The 20,489-nt window shown below is 60.4% G+C and carries 8 protein-coding genes; 6 read left to right on the forward strand and 2 right to left on the reverse strand.

Annotated features, from left to right (window positions below; all coding sequences use genetic code 11):
• Positions 1-20 precede the first annotated feature (20 nt).
• From H2O65_RS08305 to H2O65_RS08330, 6 genes are all read left to right on the forward strand, one after another.
• On the forward strand, positions 21-1,751 hold the full coding sequence (locus tag H2O65_RS08305; protein ID WP_182141255.1) for an ABC transporter ATP-binding protein: 1,731 nt from the start codon (positions 21-23) through the stop codon (positions 1,749-1,751).
• Positions 1,751-3,721 carry an ABC transporter ATP-binding protein gene (locus tag H2O65_RS08310; protein WP_182141256.1) on the forward strand — a complete coding sequence of 657 codons (1,971 nt, stop codon included), beginning with the start codon at positions 1,751-1,753 and terminating at the stop codon, positions 3,719-3,721. The genes H2O65_RS08305 and H2O65_RS08310 overlap by 1 nt, the downstream gene beginning before the upstream one ends.
• 491 nt (positions 3,722-4,212) lie before the next feature.
• The gene (locus H2O65_RS08315; protein ID WP_182141257.1) at positions 4,213-5,799 is read left to right on the forward strand and encodes a hypothetical protein; all 1,587 of its coding nucleotides are present in this window, start codon (positions 4,213-4,215) and stop codon (positions 5,797-5,799) included.
• Positions 5,800-6,014: 215 nt separating this feature from the next.
• Positions 6,015-7,778 carry an ABC-F family ATP-binding cassette domain-containing protein gene (locus H2O65_RS08320; RefSeq protein WP_182141258.1) on the forward strand — a complete coding sequence of 588 codons (1,764 nt, stop codon included), beginning with the start codon at positions 6,015-6,017 and terminating at the stop codon, positions 7,776-7,778.
• A gap of 69 nt (positions 7,779-7,847) precedes the next feature.
• The gene (locus H2O65_RS08325) at positions 7,848-8,819 is read left to right on the forward strand and encodes an ABC transporter ATP-binding protein (RefSeq protein WP_182141259.1); all 972 of its coding nucleotides are present in this window, start codon (positions 7,848-7,850) and stop codon (positions 8,817-8,819) included.
• Positions 8,816-9,928 carry an ABC transporter permease gene (locus tag H2O65_RS08330; RefSeq protein ID WP_182141260.1) on the forward strand — a complete coding sequence of 371 codons (1,113 nt, stop codon included), beginning with the start codon at positions 8,816-8,818 and terminating at the stop codon, positions 9,926-9,928. The genes H2O65_RS08325 and H2O65_RS08330 overlap by 4 nt, the downstream gene beginning before the upstream one ends.
• 1 nt (position 9,929) lies before the next feature.
• On the opposite strand, the gene H2O65_RS08335 is transcribed toward H2O65_RS08330, so the two are convergent.
• Together H2O65_RS08335 and H2O65_RS08340 are read right to left on the reverse strand one after the other, a co-directional pair.
• Entirely contained in the window at positions 9,930-12,515 is a 2,586-nt protein-coding gene (locus H2O65_RS08335) for a LuxR C-terminal-related transcriptional regulator (protein ID WP_182141261.1), read from the reverse strand.
• 168 nt (positions 12,516-12,683) lie between these two features.
• The gene (locus tag H2O65_RS08340) at positions 12,684-20,384 is read right to left on the reverse strand and encodes an isopeptide-forming domain-containing fimbrial protein (RefSeq protein WP_182141262.1); all 7,701 of its coding nucleotides are present in this window, start codon (positions 20,382-20,384) and stop codon (positions 12,684-12,686) included.
• Positions 20,385-20,489: the final 105 nt, after the last annotated feature.

Genomic DNA, 20,489 nt, shown 5'->3' on the forward strand with positions numbered 1-20,489 from the left:
GGTGCCCTTAGTATTTGGGAATGTTAGGAAAACTGCTGGCCAGGTACCTTGGGCCCTATAAGTGGTACATCGTCGGCGTCATCGTGTTTCAGATGGTGTCGGTCATCGCCGCGCTTTACCTACCAACACTGAACGCCCAAATCATTGATCAGGGTGTTGCGCAGGGCAATATCGGGTTGATTTGGCAACGTGGCGGGTGGATGCTGGCGATCGCATTCATCCAGATCACTGCGTCCGTGCTGGCGCTCCTTCTTGCTGCACGTGCCGCCATGGCAATGGGTCGTGACATCCGCAATGCGGTTTACACCAAGGTTTCCGGCTTCTCAGAACGTGAGGTGAACCATTTTGGTCCCGGCTCCCTGATTACCCGCAACACAAACGATGTGCAGCAAGTGCAGATGCTGGCCATGATGGGTTCAACCATGCTGGTCATGGCACCTTTGATGGCCATCGGCGGGATAGTAATGGCTCTGCGTCAGGATGCTTCCCTGTCATGGATTCTCGCGGTTGCCATCCCTGTTTTGCTGGTCGCCGCAGGACTTATCATGGTTCGGTTGATTCCCCTGTTCCGCGAATACCAAGAGCGGCTCGACACCGTGAACCTGGTTCTTCGTGAGCAGCTCACCGGGGTCCGGGTGGTGCGCGCGTTCGTTCGTGAACGGGTTGAGGCCGCACGCTTCTTGGTTGCGAACACCGACATCATGGTTGTTGGCCGTAATGTCGGCTCAATCTTTGTCCTCATGTTTCCGCTGGTGATGTTGATCCTCAATGTCACAACCACGGCTGTGCTCTGGTTTGGAGCCATCCGCATCAATGACGGGACCATGGAAGTCGGAACGATCATGGCTTTCATGCAGTACATTGCCCAGGTCCTCTTCGGGATTGTCATGGCAACCTTCATGGCAATGATGTTCCCGCGGGCAGTTGTTTCCGCGGAACGCATCACCGCGGTCCTCAACTCAAAGTCCACTCTGGAAGAGCCCACAGATCCCGTCCTCGTTCAGCCCAGTCCCGGTGAAGTGGCGTTCAAAGACGTGTCGTTTACCTTCCCCGACGCGGAAGAGCCCGTACTGGCGAACATTTCTTTCGTTGCACCCAAGGGGCAGACGACGGCCGTAGTTGGCTCGACGGCTGCGGGGAAGACAACGATGGTCAACCTCATCCCTCGCTTAGTCGACGTGACAGACGGGGCCGTCCTTGTCGGTGGCGAAGATGTGCGGAATCAGGAACTCGAGAACCTGTGGTCGACCATTGGCTACGTGCCGCAGAAGCCTGTTCTCTTTGCCGGTACAGTGGCCACGAACCTGCGCTTCGGAAATGAACATGCAACGGATGAAGAACTTTGGGCTGCATTGCGCGTTGCCCAAGCAGAGGATTTCGTCGCAGATATGGAAGGACAACTCGAGGCGAGGATTTCCCAGGGCGGAACGAATGTTTCCGGCGGGCAGCGCCAACGCCTTTCCATTGCGCGCGCCCTTGTTCGCAACCCAGAGGTTTTGATTTTTGACGACTCTTTTTCCGCCCTCGACCTTACGACGGATGCCCGACTGCGCGCAGCGCTATGGAAGGAATTCCCAGATACCACCAAGATTGTCGTCGCACAACGAATCTCAACGATCACTGAGGCAGAGCAGATTTTGGTAATCGAGGACGGACGGGTTGTTGGATCCGGCACGCACGCTGAACTACTCAAGACAAGTCCCACTTATGTGGAGATTGTTGAGTCACAACTGGGCGCGGAGGTGTCCTGATGACTGACGTGAACCCCACCCCACTTAGTGATGAAGAAGTACTGGAGATTGCGGAATCCGCCGCAGCCAACGCGGGGATGAGCGGGGCTGAAGGTGTCGCTCGAAAAGCGAAGCACTTCTGGCCCTCATTCTGGCGAATGATGGGGCTCCTGAAGCCCTACTGGATCCGCATGATCCTTGTGACAGTTGTCGGTGCTGCCTCCGTGGTGTTGACGGTGCTTGCGCCACGGATTCTTGGCCGCGCCACCGACGTCCTCTTCTCTGGGTACATCTCCAATCAGATCCCCTCAGGTGTAACGACAGAGCAGGCCATTGCGGGTTTGCGCGCTGCTGGCCAAACTGAAATGGCCGACATGGTAGCGAAGATGGACGTCACTCCGGGTGCTGGGATCGACTTCAATCATCTGGCGAATATCCTTCTCTTAGTCTTGGCGCTTTACGTTGGTGCAGCAGTGTTTTCGTGGCTGCAGGGATACGTCCTCAATCGGGTCATGGTTCGGGCAATGTGGAAGCTCCGTGGGGAGGTTGAAGACAAGATCAACCGTCTTCCCCTGTCGTACTTTGACAGGGTCAAGCGCGGGGACTTGATCTCCAGGGTCACGAACGACATCGACAACATGACCAACACTTTGCAACAGTCAATGTCTGGGGCCATCACCTCTGTCTTCACAGTGATTGGCGCGCTCGTGATGATGCTGACCATCTCGTGGCAGCTCACTTTGATCGCCCTGGTGTCGTTCCCCCTCCTGGGCGTCATCTTCGGGATCATCGGCCCAAAGTCGCAGAAGGCATTTAGCTTGCAGTGGCTCAAGGTTGGCCGCCTTAATGCTCGAGTCGAAGAGTCGTTTTCGGGGCACGCCCTCGTCAAAGTCTTCGGACAGCAGAAGCGCTTTGAGAAAGAGTTTGCTGATGAGAATGAGGAACTTTATGAGGCCGCGTTCAAGGCCCAGTTCCTCTCGGGCCTGATGATGCCGATGATGAGCTTCATTGGCAACCTGGTCTATGTCGGCATTGCGGTGGTAGGTGGCGTGATGGTCGCTGGAGGCTCTCTGTTGCTGGGTAGTGTGCAGGCATTCATCCAGTACTCAAGCCTCTTCAACCAACCACTTGCCGAACTGGGGGGAATGGCAGCATCAGTCCAGTCTGGAGTTGCGTCAACTGAACGCGTCTATGAGCTTCTGGATGAGGCCGATGAGGTGCCGGATAACCCCGAAGCGCCAGCACCGGTTGAAGGCCAGGGACGGATTGAGTTTGAACACGTAAGGTTCAGCTACTCTCCGAACAAGCCTCTGATTGAGGACCTCTCGTTTGTGGTTGAGCCGGGACAGACGGTCGCGATCGTCGGCCCAACCGGGGCTGGCAAGACCACTCTGGTGAACCTGCTGATGCGGTTCTATGAGCTGGACGGAGGCAAGATCACGGTGAATGGGCAGGACATCGCACAACTCAAACGGGACGATGTTCGTCGTCGCACCGGTATGGTCCTGCAGGATCCGTGGCTATTCGCCGGGACGATCAACGACAACATTCGCTACGGCAATGAAGATGCGACTGACGAACAGATCATCGCTGCGGCAAAAGCGACCTACGTCGACCGCCTGGTGCGTCAACTCCCGAAGGGCTATGAGACAGAGTTGGATGAGGACGCTTCTAACCTTTCGGCAGGTGAGCGCCAGCTGCTGACAATTGCCCGCGCATTCGTGGCGCAGCCGCCGATCCTGATCTTGGATGAAGCGACTTCGTCGGTTGATACCCGCACTGAGCGCCTACTTCAGGATGCGATGAATGCCCTGCAGAAGGGACGCACTTCCTTCGTTATCGCGCATAGGCTCTCAACTATTCGTGAGGCAGACTTGATCCTGGTGATGGAGAACGGCGCGATTGTTGAGAAGGGCACTCACGAAGAGCTGATCCGCAGCCGCAGCGCCTACTGGCGTCTGTACAACTCGCAGTTTGAGGGTGCGCTCTAATCCGGCGGCTCTAAGTCCGGCTGTCTCAGTCCGCTCGCCCAGTCTGGCCGCCCCAGTCTGGCGGCTCTAATCCGGCCGCTCCAGTCCGGCGGCTCCAGTCCGGCGGCTCTAGTCTCGACCAAGGCTGGCCGCCGAAGGCAGTGCCCCGGCACCCAAGCCCCGGCACCGGCATCCTCGCCCTCGCCCATGCCCACGCTCACGCCCACGCCCACGCCACGAGGCAGTGCCCCGGCACCCACACCCAGGCCCGCGCCCACGTTGTGAAATGTTTACGTGGGGGCCAAATGATCGCGTGGGGTACTCACCCCAGAGGCACATTTCGTCCCAACGTATACATTTGGGGGACTCCCCCCTAAGGTTGCCGCCGACACATAAGGTTGCCGCCGTTCGTGCGAATTCCAGGCAACCTTACGTGTCGGCGGCAACCTTAGAGACCGGAGCAGGTGACGCCTGCGACTCTAAGGGCTCGGCGCACGCCCTACGATAGACATGTGACCTCCTCCACCCTCGCAGCCCATCGCGCAGCCGAACTGAGAGACGCCCAGAGGCGTTCGCAGGATGGCGGCTCGGGCTCGCAAGATGGCGGCTCGGGTGGGCCGGACGACTCGGGTGGGCAGGGCGGCTCAAGTCGGCGGGGCGGCGGCTCAGGGTTGCGCCGCCAACGCAGCCGACACTTCTACACACGCCTCGGCATCGGATCACTGCTGTGGGTTGCCGGAGCAATCTGGGCCCTACTCGGGGTTCTACTGTCATGGGACTGGATGGCTGCGCTCACCACCGACTTGCGTTTTCCGGACCAAGTATGGGGTGACAAACTGAGTCGACCCCTCCACGACCTCGGATTGGGACTGCTCGTCGCGTTGTCGGCCATCTTCGCAATCTGCTGGTTGGTCACCAAGGACCGAGCCAACGCGCGCTACAACGCGGCGGCCAAGGTTGGGACAGTCCTGCGGTGGCTCGTAGTCGCTCTCTCCGTCACCCTGCTCGTAATGGTCGGAACTTCCGCGAGCACATCTGTGCGGTACTGGTGGCTGATTTTTCCCGGAGAGGTCGGTGCAGGCGGAGCGTTGCTATGCATCCTCGCAGGTGCAGCAACACTTCCCTCACTAACAGCTGTTGAACGCCGAGGCATCATAGATATCCCTCGCGCGTCAAGGATTGGTAGCGCCATGTTCGTCGTCGGGTTGCTCGTTGCCGCCCAGCTGTCCCCAAATATCTTCAACGCCACCCAGGTCACCCACGAAGTTGGCTCGGTAGTGTCGCAAGTGAACGTCACCGCCGACACGTGGACAACCACCTGGCGCGGAGCCCACAACCCTGTCACCATTCACTCTTACACGCCCCAGACAACTGCCCTCACCATGTCGCAGGCAACCCGGAGCCGCGACATTCTGGCGCTGCTCGACTCTCGAACAGGCGAAATCATCTCAGCCATGAGCGCGCAGGACGCACTCGCCACCGGCCTCGATGCCCTGCTTTATTCCCGCACCTCTGACGCAGAACACCGCCTTTTCGACCAAACCCTCGTGTTCTTCAACCAGATTCCCGTCACTATTTCGCGCGAGGGCGAACGCCTCACTGCCAGGTCTGACGTGCCCGGTTCCACCTGGGACGCCGCAAACAGCACACTTTCGCGCGGACTGCTCGGCGTTGACCTCGTAACCGGTGAGGATTGGCTTGTCGGTAGCAGCGGCGGTTGCACGCGGATCCCTGCAACCAGCGATGACGGCGAATGGATCGCGAGTGCCGAAGCCATCGTCATGCTGCAGGTCTGCAACGCGGAACTGTCAGGACAGAACTGGAGCGCTCCGTCCGGCCTCGAACACACGATCGCGCCACTAGCGGGGACGGTCTTCGCAATCTCGCCCGAGGACGGGACCACGCTCTGGCACGCAGACCTCCCGAACTGGGACGACTACATAGCCTCCACCGGCATGTTGTTTCCCCAAACCCGCACCGGTGAACTCGATATCTCGTTCACCGCGAGCCCCCGAGACTCATCCGCCGAGTTGAAACAGGCCCGAGTCAGCGTTTCCGGGCACTCCCTAGATTTCCATCTGCTCACCGGACCCGAGTGACCCCATCCCTGGCGGCGCACGCGTGCAGCACGGGCAGCACGCACGCCCACTAGGGCTACGCACCCCTTGCGGGGAGGCGCAATCCCGCGTTAGCCTAGCTGCGTGTTCATTTAAGTGATTCAGTCCTGCGCCCGCGGCCCCCTGCGCTCTGCCCCCTGCAGACCTGGGAACACTGGCCCGGCAGGTTCTTCTCAACTCTTGAGAGATCACCGAACATGACCCCACAGAACTCCCGCACACACCTGCGCGTCGACGGTATTTCGAAGTCCTTCCCGGACCGGCGCGTCCTCACTGACGTTTCACTGACCGTCTCAGCGGGCGAGGTCGTCGGCCTAATCGGCGAGAACGGCAGCGGAAAGACCACCCTCCTCAAGATCATCGCGGGCCTCCTCGAGGCCGATTCCGGCACGGTATCCGCCGAGGGGGCCGGATTCACCCCCACTTTCGGGCTTCTCCACCAGGAGCCCCCGTTCTCACCCAACGCAACCGTCCTGGAAGCCCTCGAGGACGCCGTCCGGCCCAGCCGCGCCGCGGAACATGAGTTGTCCGAGGCCGCCACTGACCTCGCCACCCACCCGGAAAGCTCCCAGGCCGAAAACCGCTACGCCGATGCTCTACATGAGGCCGAACGCCTCGACATCTGGACCCTCGACTCTAGGATTTCCGCGACCCTGAGCGCCCTTGGCCTTGACTCGGTCCCCACGTCGAGGCCGACACACGCACTTTCAGGTGGGCAGAAGGCCCGCCTCTCCCTGGCGTGGCTGCTGCTCAGCAAGCCCGAAGTCCTTCTGCTCGACGAACCCACCAACCATCTTGACGACGCGGCGATCACGTTCCTGAGAGATTCACTCGCGACTTGGCAGGGCCCCGTGCTGTTCGCCAGTCATGATCGAGCATTCTTGGACGAGGCCGCAAGCGTCCTCATCGACCTTGACCCGGCACCGCGCCCGCACACCCTGGTCCGCGACAGGCAAGATGGCGGCCTCTCCAGCGGCCTCGGGGTGACGCGGTTTTCTGGGAACTACTCTGAGTACCTGACTCACCGTCAAGCAGAGCGTGAGCGTTGGGAGCGCCGTTTCCGTGAGGAGCAGGCTGAGTTGAAGCGTCTGCGATCTTCCGTGAAGTCGAGCCACACGGTTGGCCACGCGGATTGGAGTCCACGCACCGAGTCACGTATTGCCAAGAAGTTCTATGGGGACCGCAACGCGAAGGTTGTTTCACGCAGGGTGAGTGATGCAGAGCGGCGGCTCGCTGATCTGGAAGAGGACCAGATCGCAAAACCTCCACGTCAGTTGCAGTTCAGTGGACTTGGAGCTCCCACCGGGGCAGATGTGGAACGCAGTGCCGTTGCAGCGAGCGGCATCACCGTTGCAGGTCGGCTCTGCGAGGTGTCCTTTTCCCTGTCGAAGGGCGAGCACCTCTTGGTGACGGGTGCGAATGGCTCTGGCAAGTCGACGTTGCTCGCTGTTCTGGCTGGGAACCTGCAGCCCACGGCGGGAAGCGTGACACTACCAACGGGGGGCAACAAACCGGGCTCGCGCAGCAAGCCAAGAAGCCACAGCAGGCCCGGCGGCCGCGGCACGGTCGGCCTGCTCAGCCAGCACGTCCTAATCGCGGATCCGAACGATCGCGGCCAGGGCAGAACCGCAGCCCAGGCTTACGCCGACATCGTCGGCGAGGGACTTGCTGAAGCAATCCCTCTCTCATACTTCGGACTCCTCGAACCCCGCGATCTCAGCAGACCTCTGTCATCCTTGAGTGTCGGTCAGCAAAGACGCGTCCAATTGGCCGGACTGCTGGCGGTCCCGCCGGAGCTCCTACTTCTCGACGAGCCCACCAATCACCTGTCGCTTGCACTGGCAACAGCGTTGGAGGCCGATATTCCCCACTATCCGGGGAGCGTGATTATTGCCTCCCACGACCGCTGGCTTCGCCAGCGATGGCACGGCAAGACCCTGAATCTAGACGGAAAACCCTAGCCCAACCCAGCCCGCGGAGCGCTTCCCGGAGCTTGGAGACCCCAACGCGAGGCCTGTAGCCTGGAATCCATGACTCTAACAACGCATCACCTCAGCCGCCGTTTCGGCGACCGTCTGGCCGTTGATAATGCCAGTTTTTCTGTTGAACGAGGGCGCCTCACCGGTTTCGTGGGTGCCAACGGCGCTGGGAAGACTACGGTCATGCGCATGATCTTGGGCGTCCTCGCCCCCTCCGCCGGAACGGTAACCCTGGACGGCGTGGAACTGGACCAGGCCACTAGGCGTTCCTTCGGCTATATGCCTGAGGAACGCGGCCTCTACCCCAAGATGGCTCTGCGTGATCAGATGATCTACTTCGCGCAACTGCACGGCCTCTCCAAGATGCGGGCGGCGGCGAACAGTGATGAGCTGTTGGAACGCCTCAATCTCACAGACCGCGCGAAAGACCCGATTGAGAATCTTTCTCTGGGTAACCAGCAGCGCGCCCAGGTCGCGGTGTCCCTGGTGCACAGCCCGACCGCGTTGATCCTTGACGAACCGTTCAGCGGACTCGACCCCATGGCGGTCGACGTTATTCTTTCCGTCCTCACGGAGAACGCCCGCCGCGGAATCCCACTTCTGCTGTCCTCCCACCAACTGGACGTGGTTGAACGGCTTTGTGACGACCTGGTGATCATTTCCGAGGGGCGGATTCTAGCCGCCGGCAGCATCGAAGACCTGCGCCGCGAGCACACCAGAGACCGTTTCCGCCTTGTCGCACCCCAGGATCTGGGGTGGGTTGCAGCCTTCCCCGGCGTTGCCGCGGTCGAGGCGCAAGAGGCCACTTCCGAGTGGGGCCAACCCCCTGTCAGCGATCTTGTCCTGACGGTCGAGGGCGCTGCCGATGCCCAGCAGTCGGCCATGCGCGCGCTGGTCGCAGAAGTGACTGCGCGGGGGCCCCTCACCAGTTTTGGCGCGGTCACAACACCACTTTCCGTTATCTTCCGAGACGTCGTCGAGGGCACCACCAGTGACGAAGACTCCCAGGAGGCCACATCATGACCACCCCTACCGCAAACCCAGTTCACGCAACTTGGCTGGTCGCCAGACGCGAAGTATTGGCCCAGGTCCGCACCAAGTCCTTCATCATTTCCACGGTGATCCTGCTTGTCGCCGTCTTAGCAACCACTATTTTTGGTGGCGTTGTTGCAGGCCGTGGCACCAACGCCACGCCTGTGGCGGTCGTTTCCGAAACTGAAGGGGTCCTTGCCGGAGCGCCGATGATCGACCTGCATGTCGCCCCGGATGACGCGACGGCGATTCAGTGGGTCGAGGACGAAACCGTTGATGCTGCTGTCATCCCCGTAACCAACTCTGATGCCCCCCTGCGTTACAAGGTGGTCGCCCTCGACGAAGTCCCCGCGATCGTGACCATGGCGACGTCAATTTCTCCCGAGGTTGAGCTGCTGGATCCTGGCACGTCAGAGGAACAGTTCGGCCTCAACTACATTGTTTCACTGGTTTTCGGCATTATTTTCATGATGGCGGTGATGACCTTCGGGTCGACAATCGCCCAAAACACGGTGGTGGAGAAGCAGACGAGGACGGTGGAGCTGCTCGTTTCCGCGGTTTCCTCCCGAGTCCTTCTCGCCGGCAAAATCCTCGGTATCTCACTCTTGGCAATCGGTCAGACCGCCGCGGTTGTTCTGGCGGGCGTCCTCGGCCTAGTGATCACAGGGCAGGGTTCACTCCTGTCAATGCTCACTGCCCCGATGCTGTGGTTTGTCGTCTTCTTCATTTTTGGCTTTGTGTTGTTCGCGGCCATTTTCGCGGCCTCAGCTTCACTGGTTTCCCGCATTGAGGACACAGGTTCGGTACTATCCCCAGTCATCATGCTGGTGATGGCGCCGTACTTCATCGTCATCCTGTTCGGCACCAACCCGACCGTCATGGCGGTCTCTTCCTATGTGCCCTTCACATCGATTGTGGCCATGCCGGTACGCATGTTCATGGGTGGCGTGGCCTGGTGGGAGCCGGTTTTGTCCCTGCTGATTTTGGCACTGAGCGATGCCTTGGTGATTGCGATCGCAGCCCGTATCTACCGTTCGTCTGTACTGCGAACCGGGCCCCGCTTGAAGTTGAAAGAAGCGTGGGCGGGCGACCGCAACTAGCCTATTTCACTATCAGGAACCGGTTACGAGCCTCCCTGATCGCTTCATCGCGGTTCGATACCCCCAGTTTTCGGTAGATGCCCCGCAGGTGGAACTTGACCGTGTTCTCGCTGACGAACAGGGCCTTGGCGATCTCCGCGCGGGTCTGAAAGTCGACGAGGGCGCGTAAGGTCCGCTCCTCAGCGACACTGAGCGCCTCAAACCTTTCGGTTACCAGAGTCTCAGGGAGGTTCTCAACCAACTCTAGGAGACGCTTGAAGTCCCTGACCAACAGGGCGTCACCCTGCTTCGCGAGGCGAGTGATGGATGCCCGCAGGGTTTCCAGGAGTGCCGCCTGCGGCACGGTTCCGTAGACCACTGAACCACCGTGGTCTTTGCTCAGTTCCACGGCCGGGGTCAAGGCTTCCGCCGCGCCTGCAACGTCTCCCTGCTCCCCGAGCGCCACCCCCAGAATCAGTCCGATTTCCGCACGGCGCCGCAAAGAGAGGTTCTCTCCAAGTAGCCCGAGGGCGATCTCGCGAGCCGCGTCGTTATTGCCGCTGTATAGTTCCAAACGCGCGGTTGAGAGTCGTACGACGGGGTGTTCCTTGGGGAGCTTCTCTAGCATGTGCCGGGCGCCCGCGTATCCACCCAGGTAGGTCGCAAGATCGGCCCGGGTGGCAACAAGTGTGGCGCGCATGTACGGGGTGGTGTGGAATATCGCCTCGATTTGAGGCAGACGACGACGCAGAACACCAAGGCCCGCCTCACAACCGTGAGCCATGCGAGCCATGTGGATCTCTGCGAGGACAATGATCGGAGTTTGCTCAGCCCTCTCCAAGTGGGGTTCCACGGATTCGAGGACGGTGTGAAACCATTCCTCGTTCCCTTCCTCAGCGGCGAGTAGTGCCTGCGCGGTCATCCTGTTCATCCAAGCCAATGTTGAGCCCCTGAACCCAGACGCTTCCATAGCGCGCTCGGCGTAAACCAAGAGGTTGCGCGCCTCTTGAAGGAAGCCGCTTGTTGCAGCCGTGGCCGCTAACCCTGACCAGGCGCGAACCTGGGAGACCTCATCAAGTTGCGCCTGCGCCCACTCAAGACTGCGTTGATACCCGCGTCTAGCCAGCGCCACGTCGCCGTTGAGCAGCCCCGTCAATCCCACTGCGGCGTGAACAAATGATATGGAACCGTCAATCGATGCTTCCCGATCGGCGGGCAGCTCCAGCACTTTGCTTTCGAGTTCGCGCGCAATCTTCAGCGTGTTCGATGTGGTGCCCCGCAAGCGCTCAGCGATGAGAAGGGAGGTCAGTGCGAGGACGTCTGCTTCTGAAACGTCTTTGCCTCCCTTCTGGTTCGCTGCTTCGCGCAGTGACGCGTGCAGTTTGTCCAACACTGCTGGTGGGGTGCGGGGGTCGCGCAACTCGATGAGGAAGAGCGCTGACGTGAGGATACGGTGGTCGCGCAGGTCACCTATTGGCACCCAGCGAAGAAGCTCTGCAAACCGTGCAGGGTTGGTAAGCACAGAGAGATAATTTCCGATCAATACCGTCTCTGCCATCGCATAGTCGCCAATCTGCAGCAGTTGGGCGAGGGCGGTGTCGGGGTCATCGACGGCAAGGCCGAGGGCGTGGCGGCGGCGCAGCTCAGCCCGGTCACCGTTGCCAAGATCAGGAAGGTTTAGGTGCTGAAAGGACGGCTCAAGTCCCGAGTTAACCCGGTAGCGCTCTCCACTGGGGAAGAGCCTCTGTTCAACCAAGCCCCGCTCTTCTAGAGCCGTTATCACTGCTGCCACGTGTTCTTGTGGGAGGTCAAGGGTCTCCGCCAGCGTCGCCAGGTCAATCAGTTCGCAGAGAGAAATGTGGGCCAGGACGGTGCGGGCATCCGGATGGTCCACCATTTCAAGTTGTTGCATGGTGAAGCGTGTGCGAAGTGCCTCCAACTGGACGCGAGAGCGCCCTTCTTGCAACCCCTTGAGAGCTGCACTGAGCGCCATCGGCCATCCGGCAGTTGACGTGGTGACAAACTTTGGGACCGCTGCGGGGTCGACGCTGTGTAGTACAGCAAACTCCCGCGCCTCCTCGTCTGTGAAGGCCAACTGCTCCACACCGATGTACGTGGTGGGAACCAAGCTTGCAAACAGTGGGCCATCAAGACAGTTCCTGCGTCGGGAGAGGACGGTGAGGAAGAGGTTGTCACTTAGTTCCAAGAGTTCCAGCAACGCCAGGTCCAACCGAGGGGAAGTCGCCAACTGGTAGTCGTCGATAACGATCATTGTCGGCCCGTCCAACTGCTCGACGGTTCGCTCGACCACTTCGCGTTCAGTCAGTCCCCATTCCCTGGCCTTCGCAACCAGTTCACGGGAGGAAGCCGACCGTCCCAGCGCTTCACCGAGTAGAGCCCAAAAGCGCTCTGTGTCTTCTTCAATTCTGGAGCAACGCACCCAGATCTGTTCGAAGTGAGCCATGCCTGGGCGGTTGAGCCATTGCGCAATAGCCGTGGTCTTCCCGTACCCGGCAGGGGCGCGCACCAGGGTGAGTGGAGTCGGCCCACTCTCTTCATCAACGAGCGCCCGTGATCGTTCGATGGTGGGAAATCTAGCGTTCGGCACCCCTATAGCATAATGTGTTCCCGCTCACCTGCGAAGTAGTAACTTCTCCACTCCATTTTTCACACCAAATGGCGGGCAACCAGTTCTCACCGGTTGCCCGCCATTCGCCTTTCCTGAGGCGTTATCCCCGCCGTGCCTAGCCGGGATTACACGTCCTCGTCATGGAGGTCACGCTCCCATCCGACTCCTTCTCTTCAGACCGTAGCCAATGGCGCCGAGCACCAATCCGCCGAGCAGGATGGAGCCAACCGTGGCACCCGTCCTCGGCAGTGCCGGCGGGCGCGGCGTCGGTGGCGTCGGGGTCGGTGTCGGTGTCGGCGGTACCTTGTGCGTCGTCGAGCACTTGTCCGGCGTACACACACCTCCGGGTGAGTCCGGTGTGGCGACGTTCTTCAACTGAACGTTCACCGCATCCTTCTTCACCGTCACCGTGTAGGAAACCTGCACCGACTCTCCCTTGGCAACCACTGGGACCGCCCAGGTCAGGGTCGAACCATCAACACTCAGACCGGCAGCCAAATCGCCACTGAGGGCCGCGTGCTTGAGGACGTCACTGAGGTCGTCTTTGACGACGGCCCCGTGCAGGTCGGCCTCATCACTGCTGTTGGTTACCTTGAGTGTGTATGTGACCTTATCCCCCGCCTTCACGGTGGAGCCGCTGGCTGGATCTGAAGTCTTCTCCAGGGTCCACTCCGGTGCCGGGGGCTCAGTGCAAGCCTGATCCTCCGATGGGGTTCCCGCACTGATCAGCGTCACCCTGTTGAGGAAGCCAGACCCGGTTTCACTCTCCGGTTCGCAGTACGCACTGCCGTCTACAAACGCCTCATTGTCGACGAGGGCGCTGACGGTAACCGTGTACGTGTGTACCGCATCTTCGGGAGTGATCACCGCGCCGGATGCCATTTCGGCTGACCCATCCACGAAGGGCTGATCAACCAAACCGCCTCCGGACCATGTCGCGGCCTGGATCGTGATGCTGGCACCGAAGTCGAGGACGTCGACGAGGTCGTACTTAGCGGACAGACCCTTCGGGTTCACTTCTTCACCGGTTGGCAGGGTGACAACAACGTCGTAGGTGACGTCCCACGATCCGTCATCGTTCTGCACCAACCCGGTCACTGTCTTCGCGACACTGGGGCGAACCACGGTGTCGATCGGACCGCAAGCGTCATCGGTTTGTTCGACTCCACCGGAGGTGAGGATGGCTTCGTTGAAGAACCCGTTACCGGCCTCGCCCGGAACCTTGCATTCCTGCACGTCAGGGTCGACTCCGTTTGGTACATCCACCGTCCAGATCACCCGGTAGGTGTGGGTTGTTTCAGCATCGATCTCCACGCCGTCCGCGATCTGACCGTCTGCGCCAATCGTTTCGGGCGGCGAGGCCGGGTCGGTGTCCGTACGCTGCCAGGTGCCGCCGGTTGGGGTGGCGCCCTCGGCAAATCCGGGTACGTCCTTCAGGGAGTAGACCGTTGGCCACTGGCCGTCACCTGTCACCGTGAGGGTGTAGGCGACCTGCCACTGGGTTGGGTCTTCATCACTTTGGGTGGCCGACTCGAATGCTTTTGCCACGGTTGGTAGCCCCGGCTCGGTGCAGGCTTGCGCCTCTTCTTGGCTGCCCGGGTAGGTCAGCGCAGCGGTGTTGAGGAAGCCGCCCTTGTCGGAACTCTCGGGTGCTGGGCAAGCCAGCTGCGCTTCCACTTCGGACCAGGCATCTGGCTCAACCGTCGCATTGGCGGTCACCCTGTAGGAATGGTATGGAATGCCATCCCCGATGGGCTCATCCACTGCTAGGGCTCCGCTGCTGCCGACGAAGGTTCCGCTGGTTTGTCCATCCCAGGTTGCCGAGTCGACCGTGATCCCATCGCCGAACTGCAAGGTATCGGTCAGGGAGTAGGTGGTCCCAAACCCGGCTATGTTGGCCACGGTGACGTCGTAGCGAACCGTCCAGGTTCCGTCCTCGTTCTGCGTAGCGTCAATGACGCGCTTGGAGACGGTCAACTGCGGGGTGTAGTGCTCGGTGGTGCGGCAGTCGAGATCCTCTGCAGGGCAGTCAACCGGGGGTGGCGTTTCTCCACCTTCAGTGACCGCATTCCGCAAGATCACTCCAACGGCATCTCCGTTGACTGTCACCGTGTAGGAAACGTCCGCTGAAGAGCCCGCCTCCAGTGTGGGAACAGCCCACGTCAGCCGCTGGGTTGCCGCGTCGTAGGTGACACCAGCGGGTAGCCCGTCCTCGTCAAGAACCGCATTGTTGAGTACGTCAGAGAGGTCATCGACCGCGACGTAGCCTTCGAGGGCGGTTTCGAGAGAGAGGTTGGTCGCGGTCAGCGTGTAGGTGATTTCGCTGCCCGGATCAACGGTGGACCCACTTTCCGGATCAGACGACTTCACCAGCGACCAGGCCGGATCCGTGTCGTGCTCGGTGGTGCGGCAATCCGCGCTCCCCGCCGGGCATGGCACCGGTGGCGGAACTTCGGCGCCTTCGGTCACGACGTTGGTGAGGTGAACGCCGACGGCGTCCTCATTCACCGTGACCCTGTACGTCAGCACCTTATCTGCGCCGGCTTGCAGAGGGCCCACATTCCAAGTGAGGATCTGGTCTACCGGATCGTATAGTGCATCCGCTGGGAGGTCGGACTCATCGAGGACGGCGTGGTCCAGCACTTCAGAGAGATCATCGACGACGACCAATCCATACAGAGCCTTCACCTTCGACAGACTGGTTGCCGTGACGGTGTAGGTGATGGTGTCGCCGGGCTCAACCGTGGACCCACTTTCCGGATCAGACGACTTCACCAGCGACCAAGCTGGATCCGTGTCGTGCGTTGTGGTGCAGGTGCGCGACGCTGTCGAGCAGTCCTGCGGCGGCACGGATCCAGAACCTGTTGCCAAGTTCCTGATCGTCACTCCGTAGGCATCAGCCTTGACGGTCACCGAGTAAGAGATCGTCTTGGTTGTGCCCGCCGTCAGCGTTCCCACATCCCAGGTCAGGACCTTGGTGTCCGCGTTGTAGGTCAAACCCGCTGGCAGTGCGCCAAGATCCGCGTATGCAACCACGGCAGTGAGATCATCCGTCACCTCTACGTCGCTGACTGCCTTGTCTTTCGACATGCTGGTTGCGGAGAGCGTGTAGGTGATGGTGTCACCCGGTTCAACAGTGGTGCCCGAGGGCGGGTTCGCGGTCTTCGCCAGTGTCCAGGCCGGGTCGGTGCCGTGGATGGTACTGCACGTCGAGGAATCGGTCGGGCAAGTTTCCGGCGGTACCGAGCCGTCTCCTGTAGCAACGTTGCGCAGTGTGACACCGTATGCGTCGGGGTTGACAGTCACCGTGTAGGAGACTGTCTTCGTCGCGCCAGCCGCCAGCGTTCCTGCCGCCCAGGTGAGCGTTTGGGAAGCTGCCGAATAGGTGACGCCTGCGGGGAGTCCCGCAGTGTTGAGTGTCGCGTTGTTGACGACGTCAGAGAGGTCGTCGGTAACAACCACACCTGTAACTGCCGTTTCGGAGGGATTGTTGACCGTTAGCGTGTAGGTGATGGTGCTACCCGGAGTAACCGTGGATCCCGAGGTCGGGTTCGAGGATTTCACCAGAGTCCACGACCCCACCTCAAGTGACCCGCAAGCCTCATCGCTGTTGCCGCCGACACCGTTGGTGACGGTGGCTTGGTTAATGATGCCCTTGGTCGGCGTGCCTGCTTCACATTCCAGGTTTCCCGGCACTGCGCCTGCGCCGACACTAACCACTTGAGTGACGGTGAATGCGTGCGCCTGACCAACAGGCAAGGTTCCGGTTCCGATCGCCCCGGCACCACTCCACGCAGGGCTTGCCGCGGTGAATGTGCCTCCGTTGAGGGCTGTCGGACCTGTCACGGTAGGCGTTCCCACCCGTGCAACGCCGGTCGGCAGGCCGGCCAGAGTGTCACTCAGTGAGTAGGCGAGGGATTCAACCTTTCCGCCCGATGGTGCTGCGACTACCAGGTTGTAGGTAACCGTCCAGTCACCTGTGTCTTGGTCTTGCGTCACGGACCCAAGGGTCTTGGTGACGGTTGGGCTGAGCGGATCCGCACAGGCGTGATCACTGTCGGGTCCGCTGTCCGATTCCAGGTTGATCTGGTTCATAAATGCACCAGCGTCATCTGGGTCTGCTTCACACACCAGGCCCGGCTCGAGCACCTCTGGATCGAACGATGCTACGACCTCGTACTGGTAGGTGAGGGTTTGTCCGTTGAGGATGTAGTTATCAGCATCCCCTGAACCGGGAGCGTCTGCCGGGTCGCCCAGCCAGCCCTGACTGGTGATCGTGAAGCCAGCACCGAAGTTGGGCACGTCAGTGAGGCCGAACGAGCCGGGCATGTTACCCGTGTTCTTCACCGTCACGTCATAAACCACGGTCCAGGAATCGACAGCGGTCTGGTTGACCGATGCGACGCCCTTCTCCACGTTGATGCGCGGGGTGAGGATTTGGGCGCAGGCCTCAGCGGGGTCGTCCGTGGTAACACCATTGGTGACGGTGGCGCTGTTCCAGAAGCCGGTGGTCTTGACACCCGGCTCGCAGTGTAGATAGTCGTACTCACCGTCGGGGTCGAGGACGGCGTTACGCGACACCGTGAACGTGTGCGTGGCGTTGCCGCCGATCTTCCCGGTGGCGAGGACGCCAGTGCCGTTCCAGCCTGGCGCAACCGTCGCTGTCCCACCCGTTGCAACTGGCGCAACAACCGGGCTGCTCTTCGCCCATGACGATCCGGCCTGCCACGACGCGCTGGTCGGTGGTGTAGCTGCGTCGTCGCTAAGCGAATAGTTCAACGCGGTCGAGGACGTGTTCGTCACCGTGATGTTGTAGCTGATCTTCCACGACCCGTCCGCATTCTTGGTCGAGGTCGAGGCTGTCTTTGCCACGGTTGGCGAGGTCAACACGGGCGGCGCGCAGGCAGTATCTTCGCGGTCCACGCCCGCTGACGTAAGCAGCACGTGGTTGAAGAAGCCTGAGTCCCCCTGTGGGAGACAGACATCGGTGGTGTCGTTTATCTGGGCAGGATTGATGCTGGCCTTAACCGTCACGTTATAGACATGAACCGGAGACGTGAAGGCAAGCATCTGGTCGGTGGCCATCACCGCATTGTTGCCCGTGAAGCTACCTCCCGGGGTACCGGTGCGTGTCCAAGACGCGTTGACGACGCTGATTCCGGCCCCGAACTTGAGGGTGTCGGTCAGCGAGTAGGTGCCATTGAGATGATTTGGGTTATCCGTGTCGTTGGTCGGAAGCGTCACTGTGACCGTGTACTTAATGTCCCAGGTTCCATCGGCATTCTGCGCCGGGAAGCCGCTGTCCACTGTCTTGGTCACAGCCGGGATCACGGCCGGGGTAATTGGACCACAGGCGGTTGCTTCCTGCGTGTCCTGACCTGCCACGTAAAGCTGTGCCGAGTTGAAGTAACCCTCGTTTGGTGTCTGCGGCACACATTCGGTATGTCCGGCGACCTCGTCATTGTCGACGGTCACCGCCCACTGCACGTGGTAGTAGTGCACGCCGTTGGCGGGCAAGGCGACTCCCGTGACGAACTTGCCGTCCGCTGGCGGCAGTGGGATATTGCGTTCTGGACCAACTGAGTTGTGGTCAGTCGGGTTGTCGATTTGCTGTGCGGAGCCACTCACCAGAGTCACTCCGGGCGCAAACTTCGGCACATCGCCAAGGTCGTAGCTCAGGGCTTGGTTAGCTCCGGTAACCGTCACCAGGTAATTGACCAGGAACTGGTCTCCCGTCCCCTGAGCCACGGAGGTGAAGCTCTTCGCGATGCTCGGGGTGGTGATTTCTTCGTTGTAGAACTTAACGGTGACTTGATCACCTGCCTTGAGATCACCGATCACACCATTCGCCGGCAGATTCACTGTGTTTTCTGGCGAGCCTGTGATGATATTAGAGATTGTGTAGGTTGCGGGACTTGCCGTTTGCCAGCCGGTCCGATCTTCCTCAGTGACCGTTACAGCACCCCTCTGCATTTCACTCGTAAAGTTGAGGGTCCAAGGCCCGGCCTTCCCCGAAGCGTTGGTGAGGGTCGAGGCTGGATCGGTCATAGTTCCATCGCTGCCCGCATTCTCGTCGACACCCATATTCCAACCGGACTTCGGAGTCCAACTTCCAGCGGTTGCTCCGGGAGTGTACTTCTCAACAGTGATGGGGACGTTACAGGCCAGGGATCCAAAGAGTGAACGCAAGTACTCGCGAAGGGCATCGGCCTCGGCAACAAAGTAGTCGGATGAGGGGTTAACACCGGAGATGGCTCGCAGATTTTGCCGAGCCTTATCCGCACCCGTCGATCCCTGGGCAATTCCGTAGCCGATGACGCGAACATTTTGGCTCTTGAGGTCGTTGGCGCGGTAGATCGGTGCCTCCATCGACCTCAGCGTCACATTGGCACCGTTGGGTGCCTGCCCTCCACTACCGTTCGAGCCGAGGATGTAGTTTGGCGCTCCATCTGTCACGAAGACGACCACATCGTACTTGTCTGCTGCTCCTAGTGCAGAGTTGGCATCTGCCACCGCTCGAAGTGCCTGGTCCCAGTTCGTGAAGTTACTGGCGCTAAGGCCATTAATCTTGGCACGTAGAGACGCAATATTTGCGTCCGTCACTGCTACTGGCACGGGAGCGTTCCACCCGTTCGTGTTTCCAGAAGCCGGTGAGTTGGTAGCGAAATTGAAGAACGCCAGCTTCGTTGGGCTCCCATTCAAAGCCGCAAGAATCCCGTTCGTCGTGTCATTGAAGGTGCTCTTAAGCATGGCAAGACGCGTGCCGTAGCCTTGCACGTTGGTATCCATAGAGCCGGAGACGTCGAGCACAACAGCAATGTTCACACCGGCCTCACACCTGGCCTGAAGTACAGGGTTAGAAATCGAGTTGACTGCCGCACCGAACGACATAGCAATCGGATTGCTGCTGCCGAACTGGTCGACAGCCTGGGCTGGCATCTGGACCGCCTTGTTGGCGGTCAAATTCGGCGTGAGGCCGGGGTAGTTGGTGTCACGGTTTGGAGTTGTGGAGTTACCAAGGTTTAGGACCGGGTTGAAGTAAGTCCCGGTTGCCGCGCCGGTTTGCACAACGTAGTAAGCCTGGTTGTCCTGGCCGGCGGGAACCTCAATCACACAGGAGCCGGGCGTCGCCGCCTGGACGGTGCACGTCAGGCCCGTCGCAGTACCCGGCTGCCCGGAGATGACGGTGTACAACTCATAGTTAGCACCGGCAGTGCTGGCCATGTTGGCTGAGACCTGAGGTGGTGTCACCGAGCCAACAGGCCCGAACGTCCTCGTCGTCACCGTGACCGTGGCAGCCGCGTCGGCAAGCGGGATAGGATCGTTGGACAGCATCAACCGACTGGTGCCGCTCTGGGCCTGCCCGTCGTCGCTCTGCGGGTCCTCTTTGCTTTGCTGGTCTGCGTCCTCGGGCGGGTCGGTTCCGCCGGGTGGATCCGCCTGGGTCCCACCACTTTCAGGTTGGTCACCCGCGGGTTCAGCGTTCTTTTGCTCTGATTGGGGCGCAGGAGCAACCAGGGGTTGAGGTGTCACTGCCGCCTGGGCCGCGGGAGCAGAATCTCTACTCTGCGGTTGATCCAGGGTCGATGCCGACGCCACTGAAAGCTGCGGATCACTACTCAAACCAGCAAGCAGCTCTTCTGCATCGCCACTTGAAGTTCCACTAGAGGGCGGCTCGCCCTCACTAGATCCGGGGTCCTCGACGGCAGATGCTGCTGGGACTACTCCCATAAGCAGCAGTGCCACCACACCCGCGTATGCGGCAAAAACACGCCGAGGTGATCGTCCCGCCACCTCGGTGCGTACTTTGCGCAGCTTTCTCTCACTGTGTGACGTTGACTTTCGCATCGCCCCTCCTAGGCACGTTGGGCTCAAAATGCAGGCACCAATGCCCACATTTGGTGCGAAATCTACGTTGCTTCACGGGTGATATCGAGGGCGATTTTCCCGCTC

The sequence above is a fragment of the Schaalia sp. JY-X169 genome, from assembly GCF_014069575.1.
Taxonomy (GTDB): domain Bacteria; phylum Actinomycetota; class Actinomycetes; order Actinomycetales; family Actinomycetaceae; genus Scrofimicrobium.

Coding starts and splice junctions, on each gene's coding strand:
- H2O65_RS08305 (WP_182141255.1), top strand. CDS start 21: ATGTTAGGAAAACTGCTGGCCAGGTACCTTGGGCCCTATAAGTGGTAC.
- H2O65_RS08320 (WP_182141258.1), top strand. CDS start 6,015: ATGACCCCACAGAACTCCCGCACACACCTGCGCGTCGACGGTATTTCG.
- H2O65_RS08340 (WP_182141262.1), bottom strand. CDS start 20,384: ATGCGAAAGTCAACGTCACACAGTGAGAGAAAGCTGCGCAAAGTACGC.
- H2O65_RS08325 (WP_182141259.1), top strand. CDS start 7,848: ATGACTCTAACAACGCATCACCTCAGCCGCCGTTTCGGCGACCGTCTG.
- H2O65_RS08330 (WP_182141260.1), top strand. CDS start 8,816: ATGACCACCCCTACCGCAAACCCAGTTCACGCAACTTGGCTGGTCGCC.
- H2O65_RS08310 (WP_182141256.1), top strand. CDS start 1,751: ATGACTGACGTGAACCCCACCCCACTTAGTGATGAAGAAGTACTGGAG.